Here is a 24,774-nt window from a genome sequence, read left to right as displayed (position 1 = left end):
TACGCAATCAATTCAATATCTAAACATTGATGAATAAATAACATAATGTTATAATAAGGAAATAAATTAAAAATTAGGAAGACAAATCCAATCTTGATGAAGGAGAAAAAATGTTACCAGATAGAGAAAAAGCATTAAACTTATTAAATGAGGCATATGAAAGAAATCCTGGTCCTTGGAAGGACCATTCCATAGTTGTAGCAAAATGTGCATATGTAATTAGTAAGCAATGTGATGATATGGATGAAGAGAAAGCATATATAATTGGACTTTTACATGATATTGGTCGAAGGGAGGGTGTAACAAACCTTGCTCATGTTATTGATGGATACCATTATTTAATGGCACTTGGATATGATGAAGCTGCCAGAATTTGTATCACGCATTCCTTTGCAATAAAAGATATTAATACCTGTATTGGTAATATGGATGTTTCAGATGCAGATTTGAAGGAAATATGCGACTTGATAGATGGGTATGAGTATGATGATTATGATACTTTAATACAATTATGTGATAGTATAGCTCTTCCAGATAGACCTGTAAAAATTGAAGTGCGAATGAACGATGTAAAGCAAAGATATGGATATTATCCCTCAAATAAATGGAATAAACACATTGAAATAAAACACTATTTTGAGAATAAGTCAGGGTTGGATATTGATTTCTTAGAAATTTAACATTAACGTAAACTGTTGAATTGATGTTGAATTTAATAAGGTGAGGTTGCGGAAGCCCCTCCTTTCTTAGTTTTTGGGAAGCGGGGTTCCTTCGAATCCCGTCTCGCGCTGTCATAAAAAACAGGTATCAGCAAAGCTGATACCTGTTTTTTATGACAGCGCAAAATGAGATCCGTACTCTCACAGACTGAACTCTAGGAAGAACAAGAACGGAGGCTCTCACTCCGAGGTTCTTGTTCTTTCCGTGGCTTTTTTGCAAGCCTTAGCGTAGAAAAAAACGCTGCGAGGAGGTGCGGGGTGATAAGCACTATCACACTTAACTAATTTCCTCAGAAATCTTGAAAAATCAAGGTCTCAGGAAATTTACTTTTTTAGGAGATTTGAGTATGTTATAATAGATTAAGCAAGGATTTGGTAACCTATTCCATATAGGAATAACGGAACAATGCACATGGTAAGTAAAAATAATCTGTTTAAGATGTTACGAATTTATTATAACTAACGAGCAAATACATAATATTGATTAGGAGTGTGTTATGTTAATTTATAAACTATTGGATATAAGTGAAGAGTGGTTGCAATATGCAATTCGTTTAAATATTCTACATGAAAAAAAAGAAGATTTGCTTGAATTAAAAGACAGAGTATTAAAGAATGAAAAAATAAAAACATACTTGAATGATATTACTGATTATCACAACACATTAGTAATCAATCATAAAAATCCTGAGCTGCCAATATATAAATTAATATTTCTTTTAGACATTGGATTAGATTGCTCTGTTTCAGAAATTCAGATAGCGGTCAACGAAATTATGAAGCATAAAGATAATAACGGAGTTTACCAGTCGCTTACTTTTATACCCAAGCATTTTGGAGGAAATGGAGAGGATACTTTTGGATGGTGTTTATGCGATGCGCCATTACTACTTCATGCTCTTTTAAAAGCTGGAATAGATTATGAAACACACATTAAGAAAGGAGTAGATTACCTTAGTTCATTATTTTGTGATAATGGCTTCCCCTGTGTAGTTTCAAGTGAGCTCGGGAAATTCAGAGGTCCTGGACGGAAAGATGATTGTTGTCCATACGCTACTCTTATCATGTTGAATTTACTCTTGGATGTTCCTGAAGCAAAGTACAAAGCTACAATAAATAAGTTAGCTAATGTTCTATTAACATTATGGGAAAATAGTCAAAATAGTCATCCATATATGTTTTATATGGGCACAGATTTTCGCAAATTAAAGGCTCCTAGTATATGGTATGATATAGTAAGTGTTGTTAATGTATTGAATAAATGTGATACAATAAAGAATGACAAGCGTTATAGAGAAATGCTATTAATTATACAAAGCAAGCAGTCTAAGGATGGGCTTTTCACACCGGAATCCATATATCAGAAACTTAAAGGATGGGAGTTTGCGCAAAAGAAAATCCCATCACCGTACTTATCTTATTTATGTTTGAAGCCGCTTGGACAAATATGGTAGTATTATTAATGTCAATTAGATTGTGCGCCATCTTTCTTAAATTCATTACTATTAATTTGAGTACGTATATGAGTACGTAAAAATTGGATGTGCTGGGAATCCCCTTTCTATCATTATTTTTAGCGGAGTTAGAACTCGAATCCCGTCTCGCGTTTACGAAATCCCTTGATTTTCAAGGGATTTTTTGTTGTCGTCAACGCACCAAATAAACCATTTAATGGAAATTTATTCTATTAAAATTATTATTGTATGATATAATAGTAATTGTAAATAGCAAATAGATCCGTTTTATTGTAATGATAATTATATATTGAGCAGGAGATTTATATAAATTAAACTGCGTATTATTTATAATGAGGATCCTGTCTCTCAATGTAAAAGGAGTGTACACTTCTGCAAAGTGTAGTACTCCACTTTCATATAGCTTGAGTTTCCGCAAATTGCACTTTGAAAATGAATAAATCTAATGACAGTGCCAATTTGCTGATTTTTTTAAGTGTAAGAGTGGCAGTATCTAGATCAGAAGAAGCTTAATAAGCCCCGTTTAAAACCGGACTTCGGGATAAGTATTCTTTTATCTATTTAAGCGATTAGCTTAAAGCAAAGTTGACGGTATGCAGGACGTTTTGTCCTGAACCATAGCCTGACGCCTTCTTTTGCATACGAGAGTATGCCGGAGATACCTTTTGCTAACCGATAATAGCAGAACTGAACTTTCTCCTTAACAGGAGCTGCTGTCTGTATGATTGAAACCTTTAGGGCATTTGTTTCTGCTTTCATTGAAACCAGAGCAAGAAATGCCATACACAAGGTGATATAAAAATTGAGAGCATTAATTGCTTTCAGCTTCCGGACACGGAAGTTTTCAAACTGGAAAACCTGTTTCTTGCAGCGGAAATATTCCTCAATGCGCCAGCGGGAGAAATAAAGCCTTGCAATTCGTATTACATCTTCTCGGGACTTTATTTCCTTGTTTGTTGCGAGCATCATCGGATGCTCTGTGATGCCATAGACAAGAACCAGATAAATATCCTTTCTGGATGCAGTGATTTGAACCTTCACATGGGATAGATAAGCTTCCCTTTTTTTGCCCTTATAGAACACAGGTGTTGTGATTTTGCCTTTTCGACGATTTCGCAGTTCAGTAGCGGCCACCCATTTGTTATGAAAAAGTAGCTTTCTTTTAGCTGTAAGTCGGATCACATAGTCCTGCTTTAATTCATCAAGCTTAAGAAACATCTTATTATCATCATAGCCCCTGTCCATTACAAAAGTAGCTTTGCCAAACATTGCTTTTCCGCGCTCCATGGCATCAAAGGTTACGTTATTGACAGAGGTGAAGGTCTTTTCTTTTGAAGAATGGATTTTAGAATAAATGCTGACAGGATGATTGCTTTTAGTCATAACACAAGCCTCTGTTACATGGTAGCCCTTCTCATAGACATTTTTGGTATCGGTGCTTTTGGAACCATCCCGAACAAGTCCCAGTGCTTCGAACTTGTAGCCGTCAGGCTTGATGATATCACTATCATCGATATGGATAACTGGTTGATCCGGCACCCATTTACGTATTGTATGCAGATACGAAGACAAGGCAGAATTATGGATTCCCTTATTGAGATGTCGGGTAAGTCTTTCCACGCTGTTGACCTTTTTGGAATCTTCGTGAAGCTGATCCACAACATCAGTCAGAAGGCAACTGCCAGAAGCTAACATGCCATAAGTCATGTCTGCAGTAAACTTTCGATCCGGTTTGGAAAGCTTTCGGGATATTTTGTTTGAAAAAGATAAAATTTCACGTTTCAAAGTGTAAGTATTTGTAGTAGAATTAAGCATAAGGAGTCCCTTTCTTTATTGTTTAGTGTAGATTTTGCTTAGACACCATTATTCTACTACAAAAAGGATGAGGATTCCTTATATTTTGGGCATTTTCTAAAAGTTGTTTATTACAATACTGATGAAACAGGGATACTGTGGATAAAACTACGGAAACTCAAGTCATATAGCGATTGACTTCCTTTATTTAGAAATGTATAATAATGGTGTTTTATTGCTAAGGGAGAATGATCATAATATGAAAAATATATTAAGCATAATATTTGGTAAGAAATATATTGGTATTTGGTTAGCAATTTTATTTTATATATTGTTTTCCATGGTAACAAGTATATATCGCTACAGGGTCGATGGAACCGTCTGGTTTTTAGTAAATAGTTTACAAAGACTTTTATTTGGATTAATTGAATTGATGCTCTTTATGAAATGTTTTCAAAAAAAAGATTGGAAAGAAGTATTGAATTTTAAGGGGTATAAAAAAGGTCTTCTAGCAGGAAGCGGAATCATTCTATTTATTATATATTTTGTTATTTTATATATTACTGGAGTATCAGGTATTGTAGGCCTTACGTTCCCGTTAGCATTCAGTCAATTGTTTTGCCAACAGATTACTACTGGATTTTTTGAGGAAATCACTTATCGAGGATTTATACTAGAGGGGTATTTTTATCATGAAAAGCAAAAAGTGTCAACAAGGCTAATATACACTCTTGTTTCCTTTCTTCTATTTGGATCAGGGCATTTAATGAATTGTACTTCATGGTCGGATGGTGTTTTTAGAATGGTAACAACAGGAATTATAGGAATGTCATTCACTGCAATTTATCTGTACTCGCATAATTTATTAATAGCTATGATCTTACATTTTATTTTTGATATACCGGCAAATTTGATTATCTATGCAAACTGGAGTAATACAGTTATTAAGGTTTTCTTAGACGATATTTTTTATGGAATGTATATCATAATAGGCATAACTTCATTGATATTTATTATAAAAGCAGGTAACAACTCAAATTGTCAGCAAGAGGCCGCTTCAATAAGCTAATCATTACTTTGTTATCTCATCAGGGTAGTTGGCAGATATACATATAATTGGTGTACATAGATTTTGTGTAGAGGTGAAAATGATATGGGTTTGTTCAATAAAATACTCAACAAGAAACAAGATGCTCAACCATTAATGCAAAATAATACGGAAGACCCTATTGAAAATATTGATGGAATCTCCTTACTTGATAGGCATGAAAAGGGTCTGCTTGACGACAATTCTTTTCTTCGTTCATTTGGCAAAGTTAAGGTTTATTACTCAACTCCTTTTGGAGATTACAAGGACGGAGGTAGCAAACTTTTCGTTCTACCAGCACACAACAAGACTGCTTATCTCCCTGTTTTCACTTCATCTGCGCGTGCAATGGAGTTTTACGAAAAAGTTGGAAGGATTGGCTTTATAATAATGGAAAACTCTTTCGTGTCCTTCCTTACATCAACAAAAATAATGAATGAAGGCAATAGTCCAATAAAAATGGGAGCTGTTATAGACCCCGGATATTATGGGGTAACCATCGATGCAGATATACTGGATACTGTGATTAATATTATGAAATAAGTTATGTATACATGATTAATTCGAATGAAGCATAACCTAACAGACTCTATATTATATGATAAAGTTAATAATGTAGCTTTTTAATCTAGTGAAATCTTATTTGATTGATGAACTGATGGAACAATTACTAATAAAGGTGTTATATGGAAGAAATGATAGGAAAACTGCTGGGAAGTGGTGGCACATCCAATGTATATGAATGGGGAAATACCAAGGTTGTAAAAATATTTAAGTCACATGTAAGCGATGATGCTATAAAGAATGAGATGTATATTGGACAAATATTAAGTAAATTTCCACTTGATATGCCAAAATATATTGGTTCAATTGATTTAAAAGGTAAAATGGCATTAATATATGAGCGTATAAATGGTGAAATAATGGCAGAACCACTTTTAAAAGGTATTTACAAAACTGAATTAGCTAATAAATTTGCACAAATGCATTATGATATACACAGGAAAGAGATAAATGAACTACCATCACAATATGAATTCTTAAAAAATCGTATTATAGAATTAAGGAGCAATTTAGGAGACAAATCTACTCAATCTCTACTCAGTCTTCTTGATAGTATTCCGATTGATAATAGCCTTTGCCATGGTGATTTTCAGCCATTTAATATCATTGGTAAAGCTGATAAATATATTGCTATTGATTGGAATGATGCATGCTCCGGAAATCCCATATTAGATGTTGCATGGAGTTATATGACTTTAAATTCACCTATAATAAAGCGTTTATTAGGAGAATCCATATCCGAAATCTTTGCTCATTTTACTAAGGATTATCTATCGTACTATTGTAAATTAACAGGAAGCAAGCAAGAGCACATCCATAGGTGCTTACCAATTGTAGCATCCCGAAGATTATATGACAATTTGATGCATGATAATGAAAACTCAAGGCAGGAGAACGAATGGCTTTATAATTTTATTCAGAAGGCTTAGATTTAAATTATTACATAATTAAATAGACACCTCCATACAAACTCTACGGAGCGTTGATTGCATAATTATCTATCTGTGGTTATTCTTAATACATGGAGATAAACATCACGGTGATATAGAGTTGAAATTTAATTCTGGAATTTCGGTAAAATTCAAATAATGCAGATGGAGGAAATATGAAAATACTACATTATATAAACTTAATAGTAAGTGTATCTTGTGTTAGAGTTCTTTTTGTAAAATTATATCCCGAACGAAGCAATGAAGTGCGTTCTCCAAGGATATACGAACGAAAATCAAATTTTTGCTGTAATCAGGGCGGATTGTGGGTGAATGAACGATGAACGAAGAACCTATTTTTATGCCCATTGATATGAGTACATGGCCAATTTCTCAAGAGTGGCTATAATTATTAAGAGGAACACTTACAACAAAGGAGAAGATAGATGGGGGATATCAAATATTCTAATACAAGTGCACATTTGTATGAAGATATAGCATTATGGGAAAAAACTGAAGGGAAACGTTTTTTGAAAAAATGCCACTTATAGGAATATAAAAACATCTAGACTATTTAAATATATATTTTGAAAAGAATTGGTGACATATAAAAATGAGGTCATATGACCTCATTGTAAGTCGAATGTATATATGGTGGGTAATAAAAGTATAACCGTTATTATCTCATATTCATAGGAAAATAAATGTCAACTTCACAATAGTCATCTGAAGCTATACTTAAGTCTACCCTTTCAAAATGAAAATCTGCTGCTCGACGATAGGATGATTTCTCAATCCATAAGTCTGTCGCAGTATATATCTCATAAAGAGTTTTGTAGGTTATCTCATATGGTGAATGGAAGCCAATATATCGAAATACTGCATATTCGTGTGTTGGAATGGTATACTGCACCATAGGTTCTTTCACATTAGAACGTTCCTTGATTTCTACACAGGTGGCATAATAATCGCTATATTCGGAATGTTCCATGTAAGTTACATATCCATAGTAGACTTTTTCATTAATTGAATTTGATACGGTAGGTAAGTATTTACTATACCATTCCTTCGCATTTGTAGTACATTTGCTCTCTTTGTAATTTTCAGAATGCACAATTTCTTCAACCATTCCTTGCAGATAAAATTCAGATTTCAGACACATTCTTGGCCTTACAATCAAGCCTTTCTCAGTATTTCTTAAAATATTCAAATCCAGCTTCGTGGTAATTGGTAATTCCTTTCGCTGCTTACGAAACTGATAAGGAGTAATATGAAACATCTGTCGAAATGCTCGGATATAGGATTGTTCCTGCTTATATTGATATTCTGATGCAATATTGATTACTCTAAGGTTGGTTTTTAGCAGATCACATGCACTCTCACTCAGTTTTCGTTCTCTGACATAAGCGATTATCGATTTTCCGGTAATAGATCTAAAAATCCTATCCAAATAGAACTTCGAAAGGCCTACTTTATCAGCCACTAACTCCAAATCAACGTTATCCTTAATATTTTCTTCGATTAGATCAACCAAGTCAGATATTTTTGAAAATTGACTTTTCTCCATACGAATACCTCATTTTCTCATGTACAATCCTACTAATAGAATCTATTCAAAAATTAAGTTTTCCTCACAAAATGGTATAATATGTTCATTGACCGGGCTTGGTGGTAAACGATGTCCTATTTGCACAATTTCCAATGTATAAGGAATGGATCTTTGATCCATACAATCAGCCATGTATACACAGCCTGATGGAATCCATTTAAAAAGGATTTCTGGTAATTAAGCATGAAGCCTGAAGCGGATTCTGCCTGTCCATGTAAAATAGTATACAACAGGATACCTTGTATTTCCATCATAATATGACGGTGGAAGTAATATATAGAACTCTTTGCAGGTTGACTCATCCACTATATTATTTGATAAAGCCGAGGAATTAAACTTATCTATGATAAGATATTCTCGTTCTACATTCTAGGCAATAATTTCTTTTTCACTACTTCTTATCATGCTTTTTTACAATAAACGTTATTATAATAATTATCACTAAAATAGCTGTAATAACTTCAAAAGCTGTTTTCTTGCTATCAGTCTTTTCTGGATCTGTAGATGGCACCTCTTCTTCCACTGGCTTTCTTTCCTCGTCTTTTGCATCTGGAGCCTTCTCATTCCGAACTACTTCAATGTCTTGACCGCTACAGATCACTTGCATATCCATTGATTTACATGACCCGGAATCCATTGATTTCAGCTCATCAATTAAGTTTATTTGATAGCTTTGATGAGTATCGCATCTGTAATATAAAAATACTTCCCGTGTATTTAAATTGCATATATTCGAGTAAAGAGTACCGCCGTCCCCCCAATCCTGCTTTGTTTTATTCAGTATCTTTTCGCAAAGCTCAAACGAAGGTTTTTCTGAAGACAGAGCCTGATCAGCTGTATCATAGCGAGTGCAGGGATATCCGCCCAGTGCTGGATCTGACAACCAGAAATTCGTTATTACCTGATGACTTTTTTCCGGCTCCTTCCATATAACCTGAAACTTATTCTCCACCCATTCAAATACCGCAACATTACCCGTTGGATCTGCAAACAGAAGATGATCATAAAAACCCTTCGGAATATTATGATTATTAAAAAATTCCTCTACTTCCTTCACGGTTTTACATTTTGCTAATGCTATTTCACCTAGATCATATCCCAAATCATCCTTTTCTTTATCATATGGTACTTCAGTTGATGGACAGGATGCTCCATCATAGAATAAGCCATACTCATTCATGCCTCCCTGTACATAGGATAAATTATAAAAGCAAACTCTCCCATAGCTATTTGAATCCGGTGCACTAATTTTTACTGTATTTTCGATTGAATACATCCAGTCCTCATTGTTACATGCTAATACGGTACCGTCTTCTAATGAAACAGAAAAGATTGTGCATGCCATAGCACTTTGAATTTGGCAAATCAATACTGCAGCAAAAACCAAAGAACATAATCCTATTTTTAATTTCATTTTCATTCTTATCACCCCTCTTTTATTGTAATTTATAATTTATAGGAAAATGAACAATTCTTGCCATTTGATAGATTTAATTCATTAAGGCAATCCTGGCAATAATGCTCAATTATATTTGACATACTATAATTTGGAATCTATAATTTATATATTTAAAACTTACATTCTGGGGAGGCATATCAATGGGTAATATCAAAATTGGAACATGTGTTAGAGGAAATGAGATTTTAACATTATTACCTGAAGTAATCCATGCTGGCTTTGAAACAATTGAATTATATTATAATGTCTCTCTTGAGGGTGCTGATTTCATCGAATTATCAAAGATGACAAAAGAAATTATAGGAGATTCTGGCTTGACAGTCTCTAGTATTGGCTTATATTGTAATCCATTGCAATACGAGGAACAAAGAAAAGAACTTGAGTATTGCATTGAAAATGCGCACTTATTTAACGCTAAGATAGTAGGTACCTTTGCAGGTGCCCTTGAAGGCAAATCTGTAGATGAAGCAATGCCCAGATTCAAAGAAGTATTTGGCGATCTGGTAAAAAGAGCTGAAGCAAATGGAGTTAAAATTGGAATAGAAAATTGTCCTATGTACGGTTTTTGGTATAAAAACACATGCAACATAGGCTTTTGTCCAAAAGCGTGGGAAATGATGTTTGATGCAGTAGATAGCAATTACTTAGGCCTAGAGTGGGAACCTTCACATCAGTTAGAACAGTTTATTGACCCAATTGAGCAATTGAAAGCATGGACTCCAAAAATAGTGCATGTTCATGGTAAGGATGCACATATCGACTGGCCATATATTAAGAAATATGGCTCTTGGTTTGGTGCCGACTACAGTGTTCACCGTTTTCCAGGATTGGGAGACAGTAATTGGGAAGAAATCATAACAATATTAAATCAAGGCGGTTATTGTGATGACATAGCAATCGAAGGCTTTCATGACCCGATTTACTGCGGTGATAGAGAATTAGAAGGACAGATATTAGCACTAAACCATCTTAAAGATTGTCGTAAGAAAGCAAATGCATCTATCCATTAATAATCGGGGTTAATTCTGATATTTCTAGATTCTAGAGACTAATCTATCGATATTTGTCTGTTATTGGAATATATTTACATAAAAGGAATAAATGATATAATAAATTATGTTTCATTATTGGGGTTTTAGCACGAATCACATAAATATAGTTTATTAGCTAAATGGGGGTAAGGTAAGTATGTCAAATAAAGCACAATCGCTTATTAGTAAAGCAGCCCAGAATAATATTCGAATGGCAATTGTACCTGTTGATTGTCTTAGCAACATCAAAGATGATATAACTGAAATTACTCATAAATATACTCTGAATGATTTTCAAAACTGGATTATAAATGAGAGTTATGTCTTGGATATTCCCGAATTAGATTTTACCCCCAAGTCAATTGTTATAATTGTTTGGAGAATGAAGATGGCAAATGTCGTCTTCCACTACAAAGGAAAAGCAATACAATCCAATATAGATGATGCTTATATGTATTCAACAGAGGAAGAACTAATAGAGACTCTATTTAAAGAAGAGGGATTGCATCTAAAGGATTACTTCTGGCTTCCACTTAAGAGATTGGCAAACCGTGCTGGATTGGTTGAATATGGCAGAAATAATATTACTTACTCAGAAGATTGGGGAAGTCTCATTCGTATCAAAGGTTATTTTTCAGATATAGAGCCTGAGGATTGGCAATGGCGTGAAGTTAAGAATATGGAACTATGTTCTTCCTGCGGTGCTTGTGTTAAAAATTGTCCTACGGGAGCACTACGGAATGATAGTTTTATTGTGGAGACGGATAAATGCATTTCTTTATATAATGAAATTGGCAGTAAACCCTTACCTGAATGGATACCAAAAACTGCCCACTGTAGACTGGTAGATTGTATGAAATGCCAGGAAGTATGTCCTAAAAACAAGGAAATACTTCGTAATATCTCGGAAACTATAGTCTTTTCTGAAGATGAGGCAGAGACGATTTTAGCTGGATCTGATTATAAGAGTTTTCCGGAAGAAATAAAGGAAAAATTAAAATTCTTTAATAGCCAGTTTTTTAATATAGATTTTATCCCGCAAAACCTGAGAGCATTACTAGAGAACCCAAATAATTAATAGATCAATTATATGACTCAGATGGCTTTACAGAACAAGACACTGTGAAGAGACGTGTTTGAGGAATCCACTTGTGCCTACGAAATCCCTTGATTTTCAAGGGATTTTTTACACTGACACGTGCATTGTATATACACTACTACTTTAATATGATTTATGATCACTCTTTTCAGAGCTTAATCCATCAGATTACTACACATGCTGGTCTATTCGCAGAAGTCGGTGATAATGGGCATTACTTCCATATCAAAGCAACGATTTGCTTTTATTATTTTAATGGTTAGTTAGATACCAATTACCCGCCCAACCATAGGTTGAGTTCCAAAATTCAACCTATAGTTCGTGTATTTTTCTAACAAATAGGCATAAAGTTCGAGATGAAAGGAGGCACCGCGATGAACCAAGTTGAAATAGGAAAATTTATTGCTAGATGTCGTAAGGAGAAAAAATTAACTCAAGCACAATTAGCAGAAAAGTTAAATATTACAGACAGAGCTATATCTAAATGGGAAACGGGAAAAAGTATGCCTGATTCCTCTATAATGTTGGAACTCTGCGAAATATTAGGTATTACAGTAAATGAATTATTAAGTGGGGAGATAATTGATATGGATAATTATGAAAAAAAGGCTGATGAAAATTTAATTGCTCTAAAAAGAAAAGACGAAAACAATATGAATAAAAATATGATTTTTTCAATTGTATTTTCGATAACTCTTTTGATAGGAATCATAGTATGTGCTATTTGTGATATTGCAATATCAGGTGATTTGACATGGTCTCTCATTCCAATTAGTTCTATAGTTTTTACATGGGTTGTATCAATACCATTTATAATATTAGGAAAGAAAGGAATTATTGGTAGTTTACTATCAGTAAGTATTTTTATCATTCCATATTTATATATATTGAGCGACCTTGTAAATGTCAAAGCAGTTTTTTCAGTTGGTACAATAATGGCAATAGCTTCTATCGTGTTCTTATGGCTCATATTTATAATCTTCAATCGCTTAAAAGCAAAAAAATTAGTTGCAGCTGGAATAACATTTTTGATATCGATTCCTTTTATGTTTATAGTTAACATAATATTATCCAGAATGATTTCTGAACCTATTATTGACGTATGGGATATTCTATCTGCATTTATTTTAATGATATTTGCATTTACGTTCTTTGTATGTAACTATGCTAAATCTAAAGGATTGGTAAAATGAAGGTAAAAAAGGCACAAATGTCGTGGTATGGGGGTGTAAAATGAACGCATTGATAATAAATTGCAGTCCAGTCAGAACTGGTGCAACTGCAGAAATTACATCAAAAATTTCTACATGTTTAGCTTCGAAGTATGATGTCAGAATCATTTGCATTGATGACTATCAATTTGAATTTTGCAAAGGTTGTAGAAGCTGCCATAATACTGCAAAGTGTATTATGCAAGATGATGATATTACAAAAATAATAGACGAATTTGAATGGGCAGACAAGATTGTATCTATCTCCCCGTCCTATTGGGCAGATATTCCTGGACAATTTAAAGCATTTATTGATAGATGTACGCCATGGTGTAATACCCACGAACCTCATGCTGCAATTACAAAAGGTAAAAAGGGCTACAGTATAGCATTAAGGACAGGACCAAGCATGCGAGAGTGTAATAGAATAAATGAAAGCATTGAGCATTTTTATGGTCATCTGGAGATAACTCCAAGCGGAAGTTTGGGACTGTGTTCGATTGAATATAAAACGGATGTGCCTAATAGGGCACATGAAATTGAGGCGTTTTGCAACCTAATAAAGAGCGAATAGCAAAATTTTATTTTATCTCATCAGACTTGGAGGGCCAAATGAAATTACATAGACTTAAGACATGCTCCATTATTCTTCTATTTTTAATTTTGATAGGTTCAATTACATATATTTATCATTTAAGTGTAACAAAAAGCATAGAAGTACCGGATAATGCTACAGTAGATAAACTAGGTATTGAAGGTCTAAGGGAATACTACAATATCCCTGGTTTTGTATACTCCGTGATCAAAGAAGGCGAAGTTGTCATTGAAGGTTCTTCGGGATTTATATATAAAGGCTCTAATATAAAAGTAGATACTGATAATCGTTTCAATATTGGTTCATTGACCAAAGCGTATACTGGGCTTATTGCTGCTAAACTTGTCGATGACGGTGTTTTAAGCTGGGATACCAAATTCTTTGACATCTATCCTGATTGGAAAAGTGAAGCTAATCCAGAATACTATTCCATAACATTAGAAGATTTGCTATCAATGAGAGCTAGAATTCGACCGTTTACTCATAATGTCTTTGATTCTAAACTGCCATTATCATCCTCCAATCCTATAGAACGAAGAGAGGAATTCGGAAAGTATGTATTAAGTCTTTCACCAGTACCTGAAAATACTTATTCAAATGCCTCCATTAGCTTAGCAAGTATAATGTTGGAAAAAGTATCTGGTGAGTCCTGGGAAAGTATGGCTCTGCAAACTGCAAAAGAACTTGATATTAACATTGATTTTGGTAGACCTAATGCGAAGGATATTAATCAACCCTGGGGGCATAGAAAAGACTGGTTTGGTAAATTGAACCCTGTTTCTCCAATGGAAAAAGCCAGTATACCTTCTGTTTTAGCCCCCTCAGGTGATATCAATATGACAATTTCAGATATGTCAAAATATGTACAGGTATTCATTGATGGAATTTCTAGCAAAGATGGTTATATAAAATCAACTACATGCAACTATTTACTTTTTGGCCTCCCTGATTATTCTATTGGTTGGGGAAATGCTTATGATGGCGAAACATATGCATTTCACAATGGAAGCGATGGTACATATTATTCACATGTTATGGTATTTAAAGAGCTTAAATCTGCAATTATTATATTTACGAATGCTCCGGATAACGAAGATACACATAACTTTATAGCAGACCTAAGAAATCACTTAAAAAGAAAATACATTTATGCCATAAACTAATCTCCTATCCGAGCTTGCAAGTTTGATACTAACCTCCTTTCATTATTAATTTTCTAGGAGGTCATAATACTTTATACACCTAAATACAGCATCCAGTGCATCTTCACCATCAATATATATATCTGGCATCATACCTATGGCATCATAGTTCTCCATTGAATTTGTTACGAACAGTTCATTACCAAACGTTACTTTGATTCTTGAATTAGGTAAATAATAAGGAGTTATTGTTATATCTGATATCAAACAACCATTGCTATTCGTACCAACAAAAACAACATTCTCAACTGTTTTTAACTGGAACAAAAACATCTCAGCTGCCGAGTATGTATCTTTATCTACTAATACAAATAATATATTATCACGATCGAGAAATCTCGGATTGTACCTAATGATAGTATAATAATTTGTGTATTCTGCGTTAATAATATCATTATTTAATTCTTGGCGTGCTTTTGTATACTCATTATAGAAGTCTAACTGATACTCATATTTTTGCAGGTTATCAACAATACTACGATCATATTCTCCGCCTTTTGGCAGGTTGTTAACTCTGGTTAACATCTCCACTTTAGGTAAAACAATCTGATCTGTAAATCTGTATAGCCATAACTCATTTATCATTTGAAACCCACCTGCATTCTTCCTTAAATCAAGGATTGCCGCCTCTTTATCTCTCATTTTATCAGCATCACGTATGAATCGTAAGATATCTTCATTCTCTGCATCACTCGTGAACAATGATCTTATTGAAGCAACCGGAATTCCATCAATTTCATCATAGTGATACACATTATCTTCTGTCCCTAAAGGTTCACCAGCGGAAGCAATTTTCCATGTCAAATCATGATGCAAAGATTTCTTACCTCGTGTTATCGTAATATTACTAGGCAGTTCTTTGCTTTCATCTTCAGATGATAAAGCAAATATGCCATACACCAACTCCCCGCTCTCTCCTATGGTTGGTTTCAGAAGAGCTTCATTCTCTTTTTCCAGATACCATTTCTTATTATCTATCTCGGTATAATAACCATATGAATCCTTATGGAATTCTCTTTTTTCATTATCAGCATATAGATATATTTCATTATAATAAGTTCTTTGGCCATTTAATGAAAAATGTGTATCCTCCAGAAAAGATAGTTTTTCTAATAGGATATCTAAAAACTCCTCTGTTTTCCATGTGTCCTGTAAGCGAAGCTCCTCTTCTATTCCCGTCTTAACATTGTTAAAAACTCTGTCGTCTCCAAAATATTTATATGCACCATAGGACGCTCTCAGGAGCTGAAATAGTATATCCGCATCCGCTATTGCTTCATCCTTTGTAATAGAATCTATATCAGCTGGTGTTGTAAGTTTCATTAACTCATCATAATCTAAATCTAGTTCACTATCATAATATACAACATTATGCTTTGCCGAATATTTTAATGGCATACTGATATCTTCCTTACGCTCTTCATTTATGTTAGCTATAAAATCTTCCAAAATGACAGGCTCTTCTTCTACTTTGCTACTACATCCTGAAAATAAAAGTATGATCATCAATACAAATATAATTTTCCTTACTATCTCTAGTCCCCTCCATTTCCCTATTGTGTATTATTACGAAGTATAATTGTTAAATATATACTTATCATAGTATAGCAGATATTTCCTGTCAATTGATTTGAATTCAACTAAAAAGTGATCTACACTCATTTTGTACCTATATCTCCTTATATATATTTAGAAAGAAAACTCATTGGGATAGTTTAGTCAGAATACTGGGGAAATTTTTAGAAGGCCTTAGTTTAAAATATCAATATATGGCAGAGGAACTTCCTAAAGAATTCGATTTCTATAATGGCGACTGCTTCTATTCCATTACAAGGGAGGAATACCTAGAAAGAAGATAGTGTCTAATAAAAAGGGGTATATCATAATATAAAATACAGGGATTATAATTTACCATAAGTGTGAGGTAAATTATAGTCCCTGTTGTAACATTATGATACGCCTTTATTTCAGAAAACTAAAGTATTCTCTTCAGGTATGGAATTTTCCTAAAAATATAATTGGACAGTAGAAAACTAAGCGGTAATCCAATGGCTGTAGCCAATAGGAATTTCGCCAGCGGATACATCTCAATCGGTAATAATGCGATAGATACCCCAATAATAACAGGAGCATGGAACATATATACTGCGAAGGAATTATCAGATAATAATTTCGTCAGCTTACTCTGACGATTATATTTCTCACGAAATACTCCAATCAGGCCGATTGACATTGCAACTGCGGTAAAGGATTCCCATAAAGCATACCCGGCACTTTGCCAATGAAATCCGCCCTTGTACAGATCAAACCCACCACTCAGTGCACCTCCTGCAAGCATCAGTATCACCCAGATGAGAGTACCCGGTAGCAAAGCTGCTAGTAACCAGCGACGTCCAGTCCGATATGATATCTTAGAGAACCAGTCGTATCTTCCCGCCTTAATACCGACGATATATAGAATGATATATTGTGAAAAGAAGCAAAGCTGCATATTCAGAATACTTGTATCAATGGGCTGTACCAGTCTGATTAGAAATGCAACGAGCGCTATGATGAATCCCAATAATACCATCTTACCTGTACCAGGAAGCTCTTCTGCTCCCTTTGGTACTTTATCCTTTGTCTGTAACCTGATCATTGCATAGATGAGATTAAAAATAAGTAATGCAAATGCAAACCATAACGGTCCGCTTGATCCAAGGAAATCAAAGCTTATTATATATTTCAAATAATACTGTGCAAATATCGGCCTGTCCCACGTAAACCCAAGCAGAACATAATTAATAAAGGGATTGACGACCAGCATATAGATCAGGGTCGGAATTCCAAGCCGAACCAAACGCTCGGATATGAACTTCCCTGCCCCCTTTTTCTCATAGGATCCAGCAACAAAGTATCCTGATATAAGAAACAGGAATCCCATAAAGTAGGCCTGTGTAAAGGACTGGAATAATCCAAATACTACATAACTTATCGTATCAAGCTCCTTTACATCCTTGATATACCAGCCTCCTATCCCACTGTAGGTTACTCCAAAGTGTATCAACACTACCAATATAATCATTACCAGCCTCAGGTTATCAATATATAGATACCTGGGTTTATTATTCTCTGCTCCCACTTAAATTTCCTCCCTTATTATCATTAGTATTTCAGTCATATATTTTCAATGGCATCATTAATATAATGATCCAGAAATTCATCCATCGATATCCCTTTTGGGGCAATATTATCGTATAATTCAACAAACAAGGCGGGGTGCGCCAGCGTGCTAATAAATCGTACTGATTTTACAACCAGATCTTCTTTTCTCGTTTGTGGCTTTATTGATAATATCAAATGGCTAATTGCATTAAACTGTAACTCTATTCTTTGCTTGGTGTCTTCATCCATTCCATGTTCACTAAAGAGGCTTTGTTCACTCCGAAGGATACCATTTGACCTATAATAGAAATACATTATTTCTTTACAATATGCATGAATTGTCTGAGGAGATAAATTCTTCTCGGTCATTATTTTTTCATATATCCGGCAAAGACTACTCCAATAATACTTCATTGTTTCATTGAGTAATATTTCTTTACTTCCAAAATGATAATTGATTGCAGCAACATTCATGCCTGATTTTGATGCAATTTCTCTTATCGTTAATTTACTTAATGGTTTACTACTAATCAATTCAATAACCGTATTTAAAATTACCTTTTTGGCTTCACTTGAATTCATATTAGTTGTCTCCTTTATAATAAAACCCGATATTAAACATACGTTTAAAACATATGTTTAAATATTACTATATTCTACCTTATCTGTCAATCATCATCGTCCCTGCCGATATCTTATGTAATATTCCCTTAGTTGTTACATATGCTTCATTTTCACTCTTCCCTTTTTTTGGCTTTACAAATACTTGAAGATAACAGCGTAGCAATTAATATTGTGATAATACAAGCTAATGCAACAATACTAATAATTACATTCCTAATACTAACCGCCTGGCTGGTAATAATGGATTGCGGAATTAACGCACAAAGCACTGCTCCAGTGTCGCCAACCTTAGAATACAGGAATAAGTAGGTGTCTCCCTTATAGTCAACATACTTTGAGCCATGTTCTTCATCTCCTGTCATTGCTTCCGTATAGAAGGCTTGGTTTACGAAGATCTTTTCTGATTTGAGTGCCTTAATATCAATATTAGGGTCCTCCTGCTTTAATGAATAATCCATAATCTCTTTTCCATCTGGAGTTACCAGCCCAAGGAAACTTGCTTTGTCAAATTTCAGATTAGTAAGGATATTTTGCACAAATTTCGCATCAACATCGATAGCTATGAATGCATCAACATTGATTATATTTCGAATAAGTCTCATGGAATAATCCTTGTCCGGATTTGTCTTAAACTGTTTATCAAGATATTCATCTTCGCCGTCCCATACATATTCGGTTTCAATATTATCCAAAGCTTTGCCCAAATCTGTATCCCTAAAGCCAGCGAAAATATCACTATCAATGCCTTCACTGGTTGAAATAGAATCAACATTTTTATTTACTAGATAGATGTTTTTGATAAATTCATCTGCTGCCTTCTTGGAAAATATGACATTGCCAATGGAATCCCTGTATTGCCAGGCTTTTGCTTTATCATCCTGGCTTAGAGCATACTTCTGAAATAAGCTATCATTTGCATACAGCATCGCGTTAGACTGGACAGAATGAAAGCCTAGCCTCATACACTCTCCTGCCATATTAACAGATTCTTCTGCTGCCCTCTCGTATTTGCTCTCAATAGCTTCTGATGCTTTTAGATAAGATATACATCCCAATAATATGATAAATATCATTGGAATCATAAATGAAGCTATCACTTTAAACTTAAGTGTCCCAAAAATAAGTTTCTCCTTTGAAGCATTTTTCATAGATGTGTTTTCTCCCCTTTTATATTTCTCCCCTGGTATTACTATTTATGATCAAGTAATACCATTATAACATTATATAGAAAAAAATCTATCAATTGTTATCAATAAAAATAGTTTATTCCTTAAAGGGACTCGGATGCCCGCCAACTTCAGAAGCTATGATGGAAGGATATCGTGTATTAGATAAATATAAGCTTTCAGACGGAAAATATATGATATCTAATTTCAAATGTAACCATGAATTGAAGAAAATCGCATCGGAATTAGCAGAAATCGGTAAGTCTATATTTCATAAATAGGAAATCATGAATTAGTATATAGCGGAGGAATTAATTGGTCGAGATAAATCTCTATAAGATGTAATGATATAGGAACAGCTTTTATTATGAATAGTGTTTGAGGTTGAAATGGTAACAAACAGAATGCTTTCATTTAATCGAAGTATAGAGTAATCAATAAGCATCTTCCGGGGAGGAGACTACCTATGATAAACGAAATGAAATCAGAGTTAAGTAATCGTGGAATCAGTTTTACCAAAGTAGTTGATATTTCGAAGCTGCCTGAAAAAGAAACCAGAGGTTACAACATTGCTGTTTTGATAGGCCTTGTATTAAGCCCTGATTACATTCAAAAGTTATCTGAGAGCGATACTACTGACTATTCTGAGTACGGAGAAAAGGAACACCGTGTTGGTGAAATTGCAGAATGGTTGGCTGATTTTATCAAAGCGAATGGATACAGTGCCTTTGCACAATCGGATAAAAATCTAATAAACGGGTTCTTTGACGTAACAACCAAAACTACTACTCTTCCACATAAAAAAATTGCTATATTAGCTGGACTAGGCTGGATCGGGAAAAATAACTTGTTAGTATCACCGAAATATGGAAGTGCGTTTTGTATGAGTACTGTTTTAATAAATGCTCCACTACCGATTGAAGACTCACCAATAATCCGGCCAAAATGTGGAGATTGCTCTGTTTGTAAAGACATTTGTCCCACAAGTGTCATCCATGGCACTACCTGGGAACAAGGCATGAACAGAGATTTAATTGTAGATGTTTATCACTGTATTTGCTGCTTAAAATGTTTAGTTAATTGTCCATGGACTCAAAAGTATATGCAAAATAGATTAAGTTAAGAATTAACGAAAGCCAAAGCTTTCTGAGTATGTAAAGTAAGCAATAAGCCATGCATCCCGCCTTTCATTAGCTGGTATGCATGGCTTACTGTTGTTTTACACTGTTCCTATTCTTCATTAAGATTACCTACTTATTTCACAAAAATAAATTCTTCCATATTTACCTACTTTTAAAAACATGGTAATATTATTCCAAGTATTTAATTATTCAATATATAATGATATTAATAGAAAAAAGAGGACAGATTATGATTGAGATATATAAGAAAAATGAAGCCGAGACCAATGAACTTGTTGCAAGGTCTGTTTTGATTTTGCTGGGATTTATATTATTAATCGGATTTTTCTGTTGGATAGGGATTTTTGACATATCTAGTAACTTGATTAATGGTTTTATTCTGGCATCAATTTTACCATTACTATTACCAACATTATTAGTTAATGTCTTTCATATAAACAAATGCTGGGTAAAATATATCATCATAACCTGTGTTGTGATAGTAACCGGTATTTCTTATGCTGTATTTACATTTCAAAGTGTTATTCTCTATATTATCCCCTCAATAATTGCTACGTTTTATTTAGACGCAAAGGTGATATATTATACGGGTATCATCAGTATATTTAATATCACGTTGTCACATCTGTTTACATGTTTTTATTTACTTCAGCCCTGGATAGAACCATTTCAAGGAGTGAAATTCATTATGCTGTATGGTGCTTTACCAAGAATCATGCAATATGTATTCTCTTCTATTCTATTATATTTGCTTTATAAGCGTTTCTCGAGATTCTTTAATGGATTTTACATCGCTATTCAGAACGAAAAGCAAACTCAAAATATCAATCATACAAAAACTAATGTCAATGATTTAAATTCAATATTAGAGCGATTAACGGAACGTGAAAAAGATGTCTTTGAATTATTAGTTCAGGGGTATACAAATGCACAAATTGCAAATCAGCTTTATCTATCGAATGGAACTGTAAAAAATTATGTATCAATAATATATGATAAGATTGGAATGAAAGACAGAACTGCTTTAATCCTTCAATACAGCCCATTTTATCGAGATCATGACTGAAGTCATGCATCGTTTATTACTGTAGTAACTGTTAAAAAACGCGCTCATATCAGATACTGCTTATATCAAATCTGATGGGAGCGATAGAAATGAAAATATGGAAACGTTTATTTAAGATTGTATTAGGAATAGTTGTCTTTTCTGTGATTATGGTTATCATTAATATGATACCTACTTGGAATCTGAAAGTAAAAGGAATGCATGAATTGAAAGGTAATTGGGTAAATGTGTATTACGAAACCGAGGAGGAAGCAGCGAAGGATGTATTTGAGCTGGCCGATATTAATGCTGAAGAAATTGCAAAAAAATTAAGCTTTTCTAATAAACAGGACGTCAATATATACATATATGATAACCAGATTACTATGCAAACTAAGAAATATGGTTTTGTTGCTCCATTATTGGGGCTTGATTGGTATATCGGAGATAATATCGGAACAAATGTTATTCTAACATCACCTGCAAATCCTGGAAAGGTTCATGATTACAACAATAACAAGACCGCTGTCTTGCATGAAATAGTTCATGCATATGTTAGCGTTATAAACCCCCATATTAGCTTATGGCTTACTGAAGGATTAGCATTATATTTATCAAATGGTGAACCCTATAATAAATCATACCTGGATTCTCATGATATCCCCACTTTTTCAGATATACAAACAAAAAGTCCCCTTAAGTTTTCTGATATAGGTGGCTATAGTTTGGCGCACACATATATTGAATATCTGAATGTTAATTTTGGATGGGATAAAGTACTAGAGTTAATCAGAACTGAGGACTATAATAAGGTGTTTGGTATGTCTGAGAAGGAAATTTATTCAAAATGGGTTGACTATATAAGTAATTACTATCTGTATAATTTTAGTTCCATGAATTTTGCCGATCTGACAAATGATATGCTATGTTCTTCTTGACAGGAAAATTCGGGAGGAATAATATGGTATTTAATTATACAATAAGAATTGTGTTATCAAATGAAATGGGGTGATTAAATGGATGTAAATATATTTCTATTTGATGGTTTTGAGACATTAGATGCGTTTGGTCCGGTTGAGATTTTAGGAAAGATTGATGACTATACATTAAAATACTATTCAATAAATGGTGGAGTTATTGCGAGTGCTCAGGGAACTCAAATCATCACAGAAAAAGTTGAGTACACTTCAAAGGATGGAATATTAGTAATACCAGGAGGAAAAGGTACAAGAACTTTAGTAAATGACAGTTTATTTATTCAAGCTTTAAAAGAAACGATAGAAATATCAAGTTATTGCTTATCAATCTGTACCGGCTCAGCATTAGTAGCTAAGACCGGACTGTTAGATAATAAAAAAGCCACTTCTAATAAAAAAGCATTCGATTGGGTAGTCTCTATTAATCCTAATGTCAATTGGGTAAAAATGGCCCGATGGGTTGTTGATGGAAAATACTATACCTCATCCGGTGTTTCAGCTGGAATGGATATGACATTGGGCTTTATTAAAGATCGTTTTAGTGAGCAGAAGGCCATAGATATCGCAAAGCATATTGAATATATTTGGAATGAAGACAGCCGGAAGGATTTATTTGCAATTTAAATTAATTAAACATTTATTGATATATATTATGGAAGTAATGATATCAAGTAATATAAGACTAATTATTTCTAAGGAGAAAACGAAATGGAAATTACGAGTTTGAAAAAAGATCATATACCAGCGGTAATGGAATTACTCTCGAATGGACAACCGTATGTCGTTCCCCATCATAACTATGTATATTGGATGATGGAGGAGTATTTTCCTTCAAGTAATTATGTTGTTTTAGAAAAGAATAAGGTTATTGGTTTTATATGCGCTCTCCCCTCCATCGATAAAAGATGTTATTTCATATGGCAAATAGTAATAGACGCTGAATACCGGGGTAGAAAAATCGCTTCTATGTTAGTTGACCGTATTATCGAGGAATCAAAGCTTAAGGGATATAACAAGTTAGAATTAACCATATGTAATGATAATGTGGCAAGCTATCGTTTCTTTGAACGCACAGCAATTGAACATAATAGCAGCCTGATAAAGATTGGCGAGTATAAATATAAAGATTTATATGATAATGTATATTCCATTGAATTATGATCCTAATCATACCGATGAGTACTGTTATTTTATTAAAGATTTAAGTGGTGATTAATTATGTCCATGCATGGGAAGCACGAGGAAATGGGTACATAAGGTAAAGGTAAAGCGGTGGAAAAATACATCCACCGCTCTATCCCGTTCATATTATGGTTCATACTGTAAGTATCTAAGATAATAGATCTTTCAAGCAAATGATTTTACTACCTTTACTTTCATAATATTGAAGCATTTCTTCAATTTTACTTTTATCATAGCTAGTGATACAATCTGACAGGACACTAACACTATAATCTGCTTTACGTAAATTGTAACAGGTTGATTTAACACAAGCTACCGCATCTGCTCCTGCTATGTAGAAATCACATATTTCATTTTTACTAATATAGTCTGCAAATTCTTCACTGCTCAATGCATTCCCTTTGAATTTCGTAAAAATATTTTCTGATACAATTTTTAAGTCTGAAACCAATTCAGCTCCATATGTATTGGGCTTAAAGGTCCTTGTGCCGGCCGATAGATTCTCATGCCTTATATAAATAACATGAATATTATTACTGACTGCCCAATCAATAGCTATGTTGATATTATCAATAACATCCTTGTAGTTCTTTGTTATGTCATTTTGAATATCGATGATTACTAAGGCTTTTTTCTGCATAGTGTTTCCTCCTAATAGGTAAATTGATTTGTTTTATTTATTATACTTAGTAATCGTTGACAGCATCATGGCAACAATCT

At 33.9% G+C, this 24,774-nt stretch carries 23 protein-coding genes; 15 read left to right on the top strand and 8 right to left on the bottom strand.

Going from position 1 to position 24,774, the window contains the following annotated elements:
• Window positions 1-110 precede the first annotated feature (110 nt).
• Together H0486_RS05010 and H0486_RS05005 are read left to right on the top strand one after the other, a co-directional pair.
• Window positions 111-680: an HD domain-containing protein gene (locus H0486_RS05010; protein WP_228351948.1), complete on the top strand. Its 570-nt coding sequence runs from the start codon at window positions 111-113 to the stop codon at window positions 678-680.
• Window positions 681-1,216: 536 nt separating this feature from the next.
• On the top strand, window positions 1,217-2,173 hold the full coding sequence (locus H0486_RS05005) for a hypothetical protein (protein WP_228351947.1): 957 nt from the start codon (window positions 1,217-1,219) through the stop codon (window positions 2,171-2,173).
• Between the two features lie 582 nt (window positions 2,174-2,755).
• Here the strand turns inward: H0486_RS05005 and H0486_RS05000 are convergent.
• Entirely contained in the window at window positions 2,756-4,009 is a 1,254-nt protein-coding gene (locus H0486_RS05000; protein ID WP_228351247.1) for a transposase, read from the bottom strand.
• 238 nt (window positions 4,010-4,247) lie between these two features.
• On the opposite strand from H0486_RS05000, the gene H0486_RS04995 reads away from it, so the two are divergent.
• From H0486_RS04995 to H0486_RS04985, 3 genes are all read left to right on the top strand, one after another.
• Window positions 4,248-5,057, top strand: a complete 810-nt coding sequence (locus tag H0486_RS04995) for a CPBP family intramembrane glutamic endopeptidase (protein WP_228351946.1) — start codon at window positions 4,248-4,250, stop codon at window positions 5,055-5,057.
• A gap of 84 nt (window positions 5,058-5,141) precedes the next feature.
• Window positions 5,142-5,618, top strand: coding sequence for a hypothetical protein (locus H0486_RS04990; RefSeq protein WP_228351945.1), 477 nt, complete (start codon window positions 5,142-5,144; stop codon window positions 5,616-5,618).
• Window positions 5,619-5,761: 143 nt separating this feature from the next.
• On the top strand, window positions 5,762-6,568 hold the full coding sequence (locus H0486_RS04985; protein ID WP_228351944.1) for an aminoglycoside phosphotransferase family protein: 807 nt from the start codon (window positions 5,762-5,764) through the stop codon (window positions 6,566-6,568).
• A 679-nt stretch (window positions 6,569-7,247) separates the two neighbouring features.
• Here H0486_RS04985 and H0486_RS04980 read toward each other — a convergent pair.
• Both H0486_RS04980 and H0486_RS04975 read right to left on the bottom strand, forming a co-directional pair.
• Window positions 7,248-8,135: an AraC family transcriptional regulator gene (locus tag H0486_RS04980; protein WP_228351943.1), complete on the bottom strand. Its 888-nt coding sequence runs from the start codon at window positions 8,133-8,135 to the stop codon at window positions 7,248-7,250.
• A 433-nt stretch (window positions 8,136-8,568) separates the two neighbouring features.
• Complete coding sequence (locus tag H0486_RS04975) at window positions 8,569-9,597, bottom strand: C45 family peptidase (RefSeq protein ID WP_228351942.1); 1,029 nt, start codon at window positions 9,595-9,597, stop codon at window positions 8,569-8,571.
• A 179-nt stretch (window positions 9,598-9,776) separates the two neighbouring features.
• Between H0486_RS04975 and H0486_RS04970 the strand changes: the two genes are divergently transcribed.
• The 5 genes from H0486_RS04970 (at window position 9,777) to H0486_RS04950 (ending at window position 14,735) form a co-directional block, all read left to right on the top strand.
• A complete protein-coding gene (locus tag H0486_RS04970) occupies window positions 9,777-10,646 on the top strand; it encodes a sugar phosphate isomerase/epimerase family protein (RefSeq protein ID WP_228351941.1) in 870 nt (289 codons plus the stop codon).
• Window positions 10,647-10,824: 178 nt separating this feature from the next.
• On the top strand, window positions 10,825-11,745 hold the full coding sequence (locus tag H0486_RS04965; protein WP_228351940.1) for a 4Fe-4S double cluster binding domain-containing protein: 921 nt from the start codon (window positions 10,825-10,827) through the stop codon (window positions 11,743-11,745).
• A 395-nt stretch (window positions 11,746-12,140) separates the two neighbouring features.
• Window positions 12,141-12,959, top strand: coding sequence for a helix-turn-helix domain-containing protein (locus H0486_RS04960; protein ID WP_228351939.1), 819 nt, complete (start codon window positions 12,141-12,143; stop codon window positions 12,957-12,959).
• A gap of 40 nt (window positions 12,960-12,999) precedes the next feature.
• The gene (locus tag H0486_RS04955; protein WP_228351938.1) at window positions 13,000-13,551 is read left to right on the top strand and encodes a flavodoxin family protein; all 552 of its coding nucleotides are present in this window, start codon (window positions 13,000-13,002) and stop codon (window positions 13,549-13,551) included.
• 38 nt (window positions 13,552-13,589) lie between these two features.
• The gene (locus tag H0486_RS04950; protein WP_228351937.1) at window positions 13,590-14,735 is read left to right on the top strand and encodes a serine hydrolase domain-containing protein; all 1,146 of its coding nucleotides are present in this window, start codon (window positions 13,590-13,592) and stop codon (window positions 14,733-14,735) included.
• Window positions 14,736-14,780: 45 nt separating this feature from the next.
• On the opposite strand, the gene H0486_RS04945 is transcribed toward H0486_RS04950, so the two are convergent.
• The 4 genes from H0486_RS04945 to H0486_RS04930 all read right to left on the bottom strand — a co-directional run bounded on the left by H0486_RS04945 (window position 14,781) and on the right by H0486_RS04930 (window position 19,690).
• Window positions 14,781-16,223, bottom strand: a complete 1,443-nt coding sequence (locus H0486_RS04945) for a S41 family peptidase (protein WP_228351936.1) — start codon at window positions 16,221-16,223, stop codon at window positions 14,781-14,783.
• Window positions 16,224-16,749: 526 nt separating this feature from the next.
• Entirely contained in the window at window positions 16,750-17,895 is a 1,146-nt protein-coding gene (locus H0486_RS04940) for an acyltransferase family protein (protein ID WP_228351935.1), read from the bottom strand.
• Between the two features lie 35 nt (window positions 17,896-17,930).
• Window positions 17,931-18,500 carry a TetR/AcrR family transcriptional regulator gene (locus H0486_RS04935; RefSeq protein WP_228351934.1) on the bottom strand — a complete coding sequence of 190 codons (570 nt, stop codon included), beginning with the start codon at window positions 18,498-18,500 and terminating at the stop codon, window positions 17,931-17,933.
• Between the two features lie 152 nt (window positions 18,501-18,652).
• Window positions 18,653-19,690 (bottom strand): cache domain-containing protein, encoded by a 1,038-nt coding sequence (locus tag H0486_RS04930; RefSeq protein WP_228351933.1) that lies wholly within the window; start codon window positions 19,688-19,690, stop codon window positions 18,653-18,655.
• Between the two features lie 484 nt (window positions 19,691-20,174).
• Here H0486_RS04930 and H0486_RS04925 point away from each other — a divergent pair, with 484 nt between their 5' ends.
• From H0486_RS04925 to H0486_RS04905, 5 genes are all read left to right on the top strand, one after another.
• Window positions 20,175-20,831 carry an epoxyqueuosine reductase gene (locus H0486_RS04925; protein ID WP_228351932.1) on the top strand — a complete coding sequence of 219 codons (657 nt, stop codon included), beginning with the start codon at window positions 20,175-20,177 and terminating at the stop codon, window positions 20,829-20,831.
• Between the two features lie 248 nt (window positions 20,832-21,079).
• On the top strand, window positions 21,080-21,916 hold the full coding sequence (locus H0486_RS04920; RefSeq protein WP_228351931.1) for a helix-turn-helix domain-containing protein: 837 nt from the start codon (window positions 21,080-21,082) through the stop codon (window positions 21,914-21,916).
• A gap of 89 nt (window positions 21,917-22,005) precedes the next feature.
• The gene (locus H0486_RS04915) at window positions 22,006-22,833 is read left to right on the top strand and encodes a gluzincin family metallopeptidase (RefSeq protein WP_228351930.1); all 828 of its coding nucleotides are present in this window, start codon (window positions 22,006-22,008) and stop codon (window positions 22,831-22,833) included.
• 78 nt (window positions 22,834-22,911) lie between these two features.
• Window positions 22,912-23,496, top strand: coding sequence for a DJ-1/PfpI family protein (locus tag H0486_RS04910; protein ID WP_228351929.1), 585 nt, complete (start codon window positions 22,912-22,914; stop codon window positions 23,494-23,496).
• Between the two features lie 84 nt (window positions 23,497-23,580).
• The gene (locus tag H0486_RS04905) at window positions 23,581-24,033 is read left to right on the top strand and encodes a GNAT family N-acetyltransferase (protein ID WP_228351928.1); all 453 of its coding nucleotides are present in this window, start codon (window positions 23,581-23,583) and stop codon (window positions 24,031-24,033) included.
• Window positions 24,034-24,202: 169 nt separating this feature from the next.
• Here the strand turns inward: H0486_RS04905 and H0486_RS04900 are convergent, their stop codons facing one another.
• Window positions 24,203-24,694 (bottom strand): cysteine hydrolase family protein, encoded by a 492-nt coding sequence (locus H0486_RS04900; RefSeq protein WP_228351927.1) that lies wholly within the window; start codon window positions 24,692-24,694, stop codon window positions 24,203-24,205.
• Window positions 24,695-24,774: the final 80 nt, after the last annotated feature.

It is taken from the genome of Variimorphobacter saccharofermentans, assembly GCF_014174405.1.
In the GTDB taxonomy this organism is placed as follows: Bacteria; Bacillota; Clostridia; order Lachnospirales; family Lachnospiraceae; genus Mobilitalea; species Mobilitalea saccharofermentans.
The sequence above is the reverse complement of the archived record's forward strand: the minus strand, read 5'-3'. Positions and strand labels throughout refer to the sequence as shown.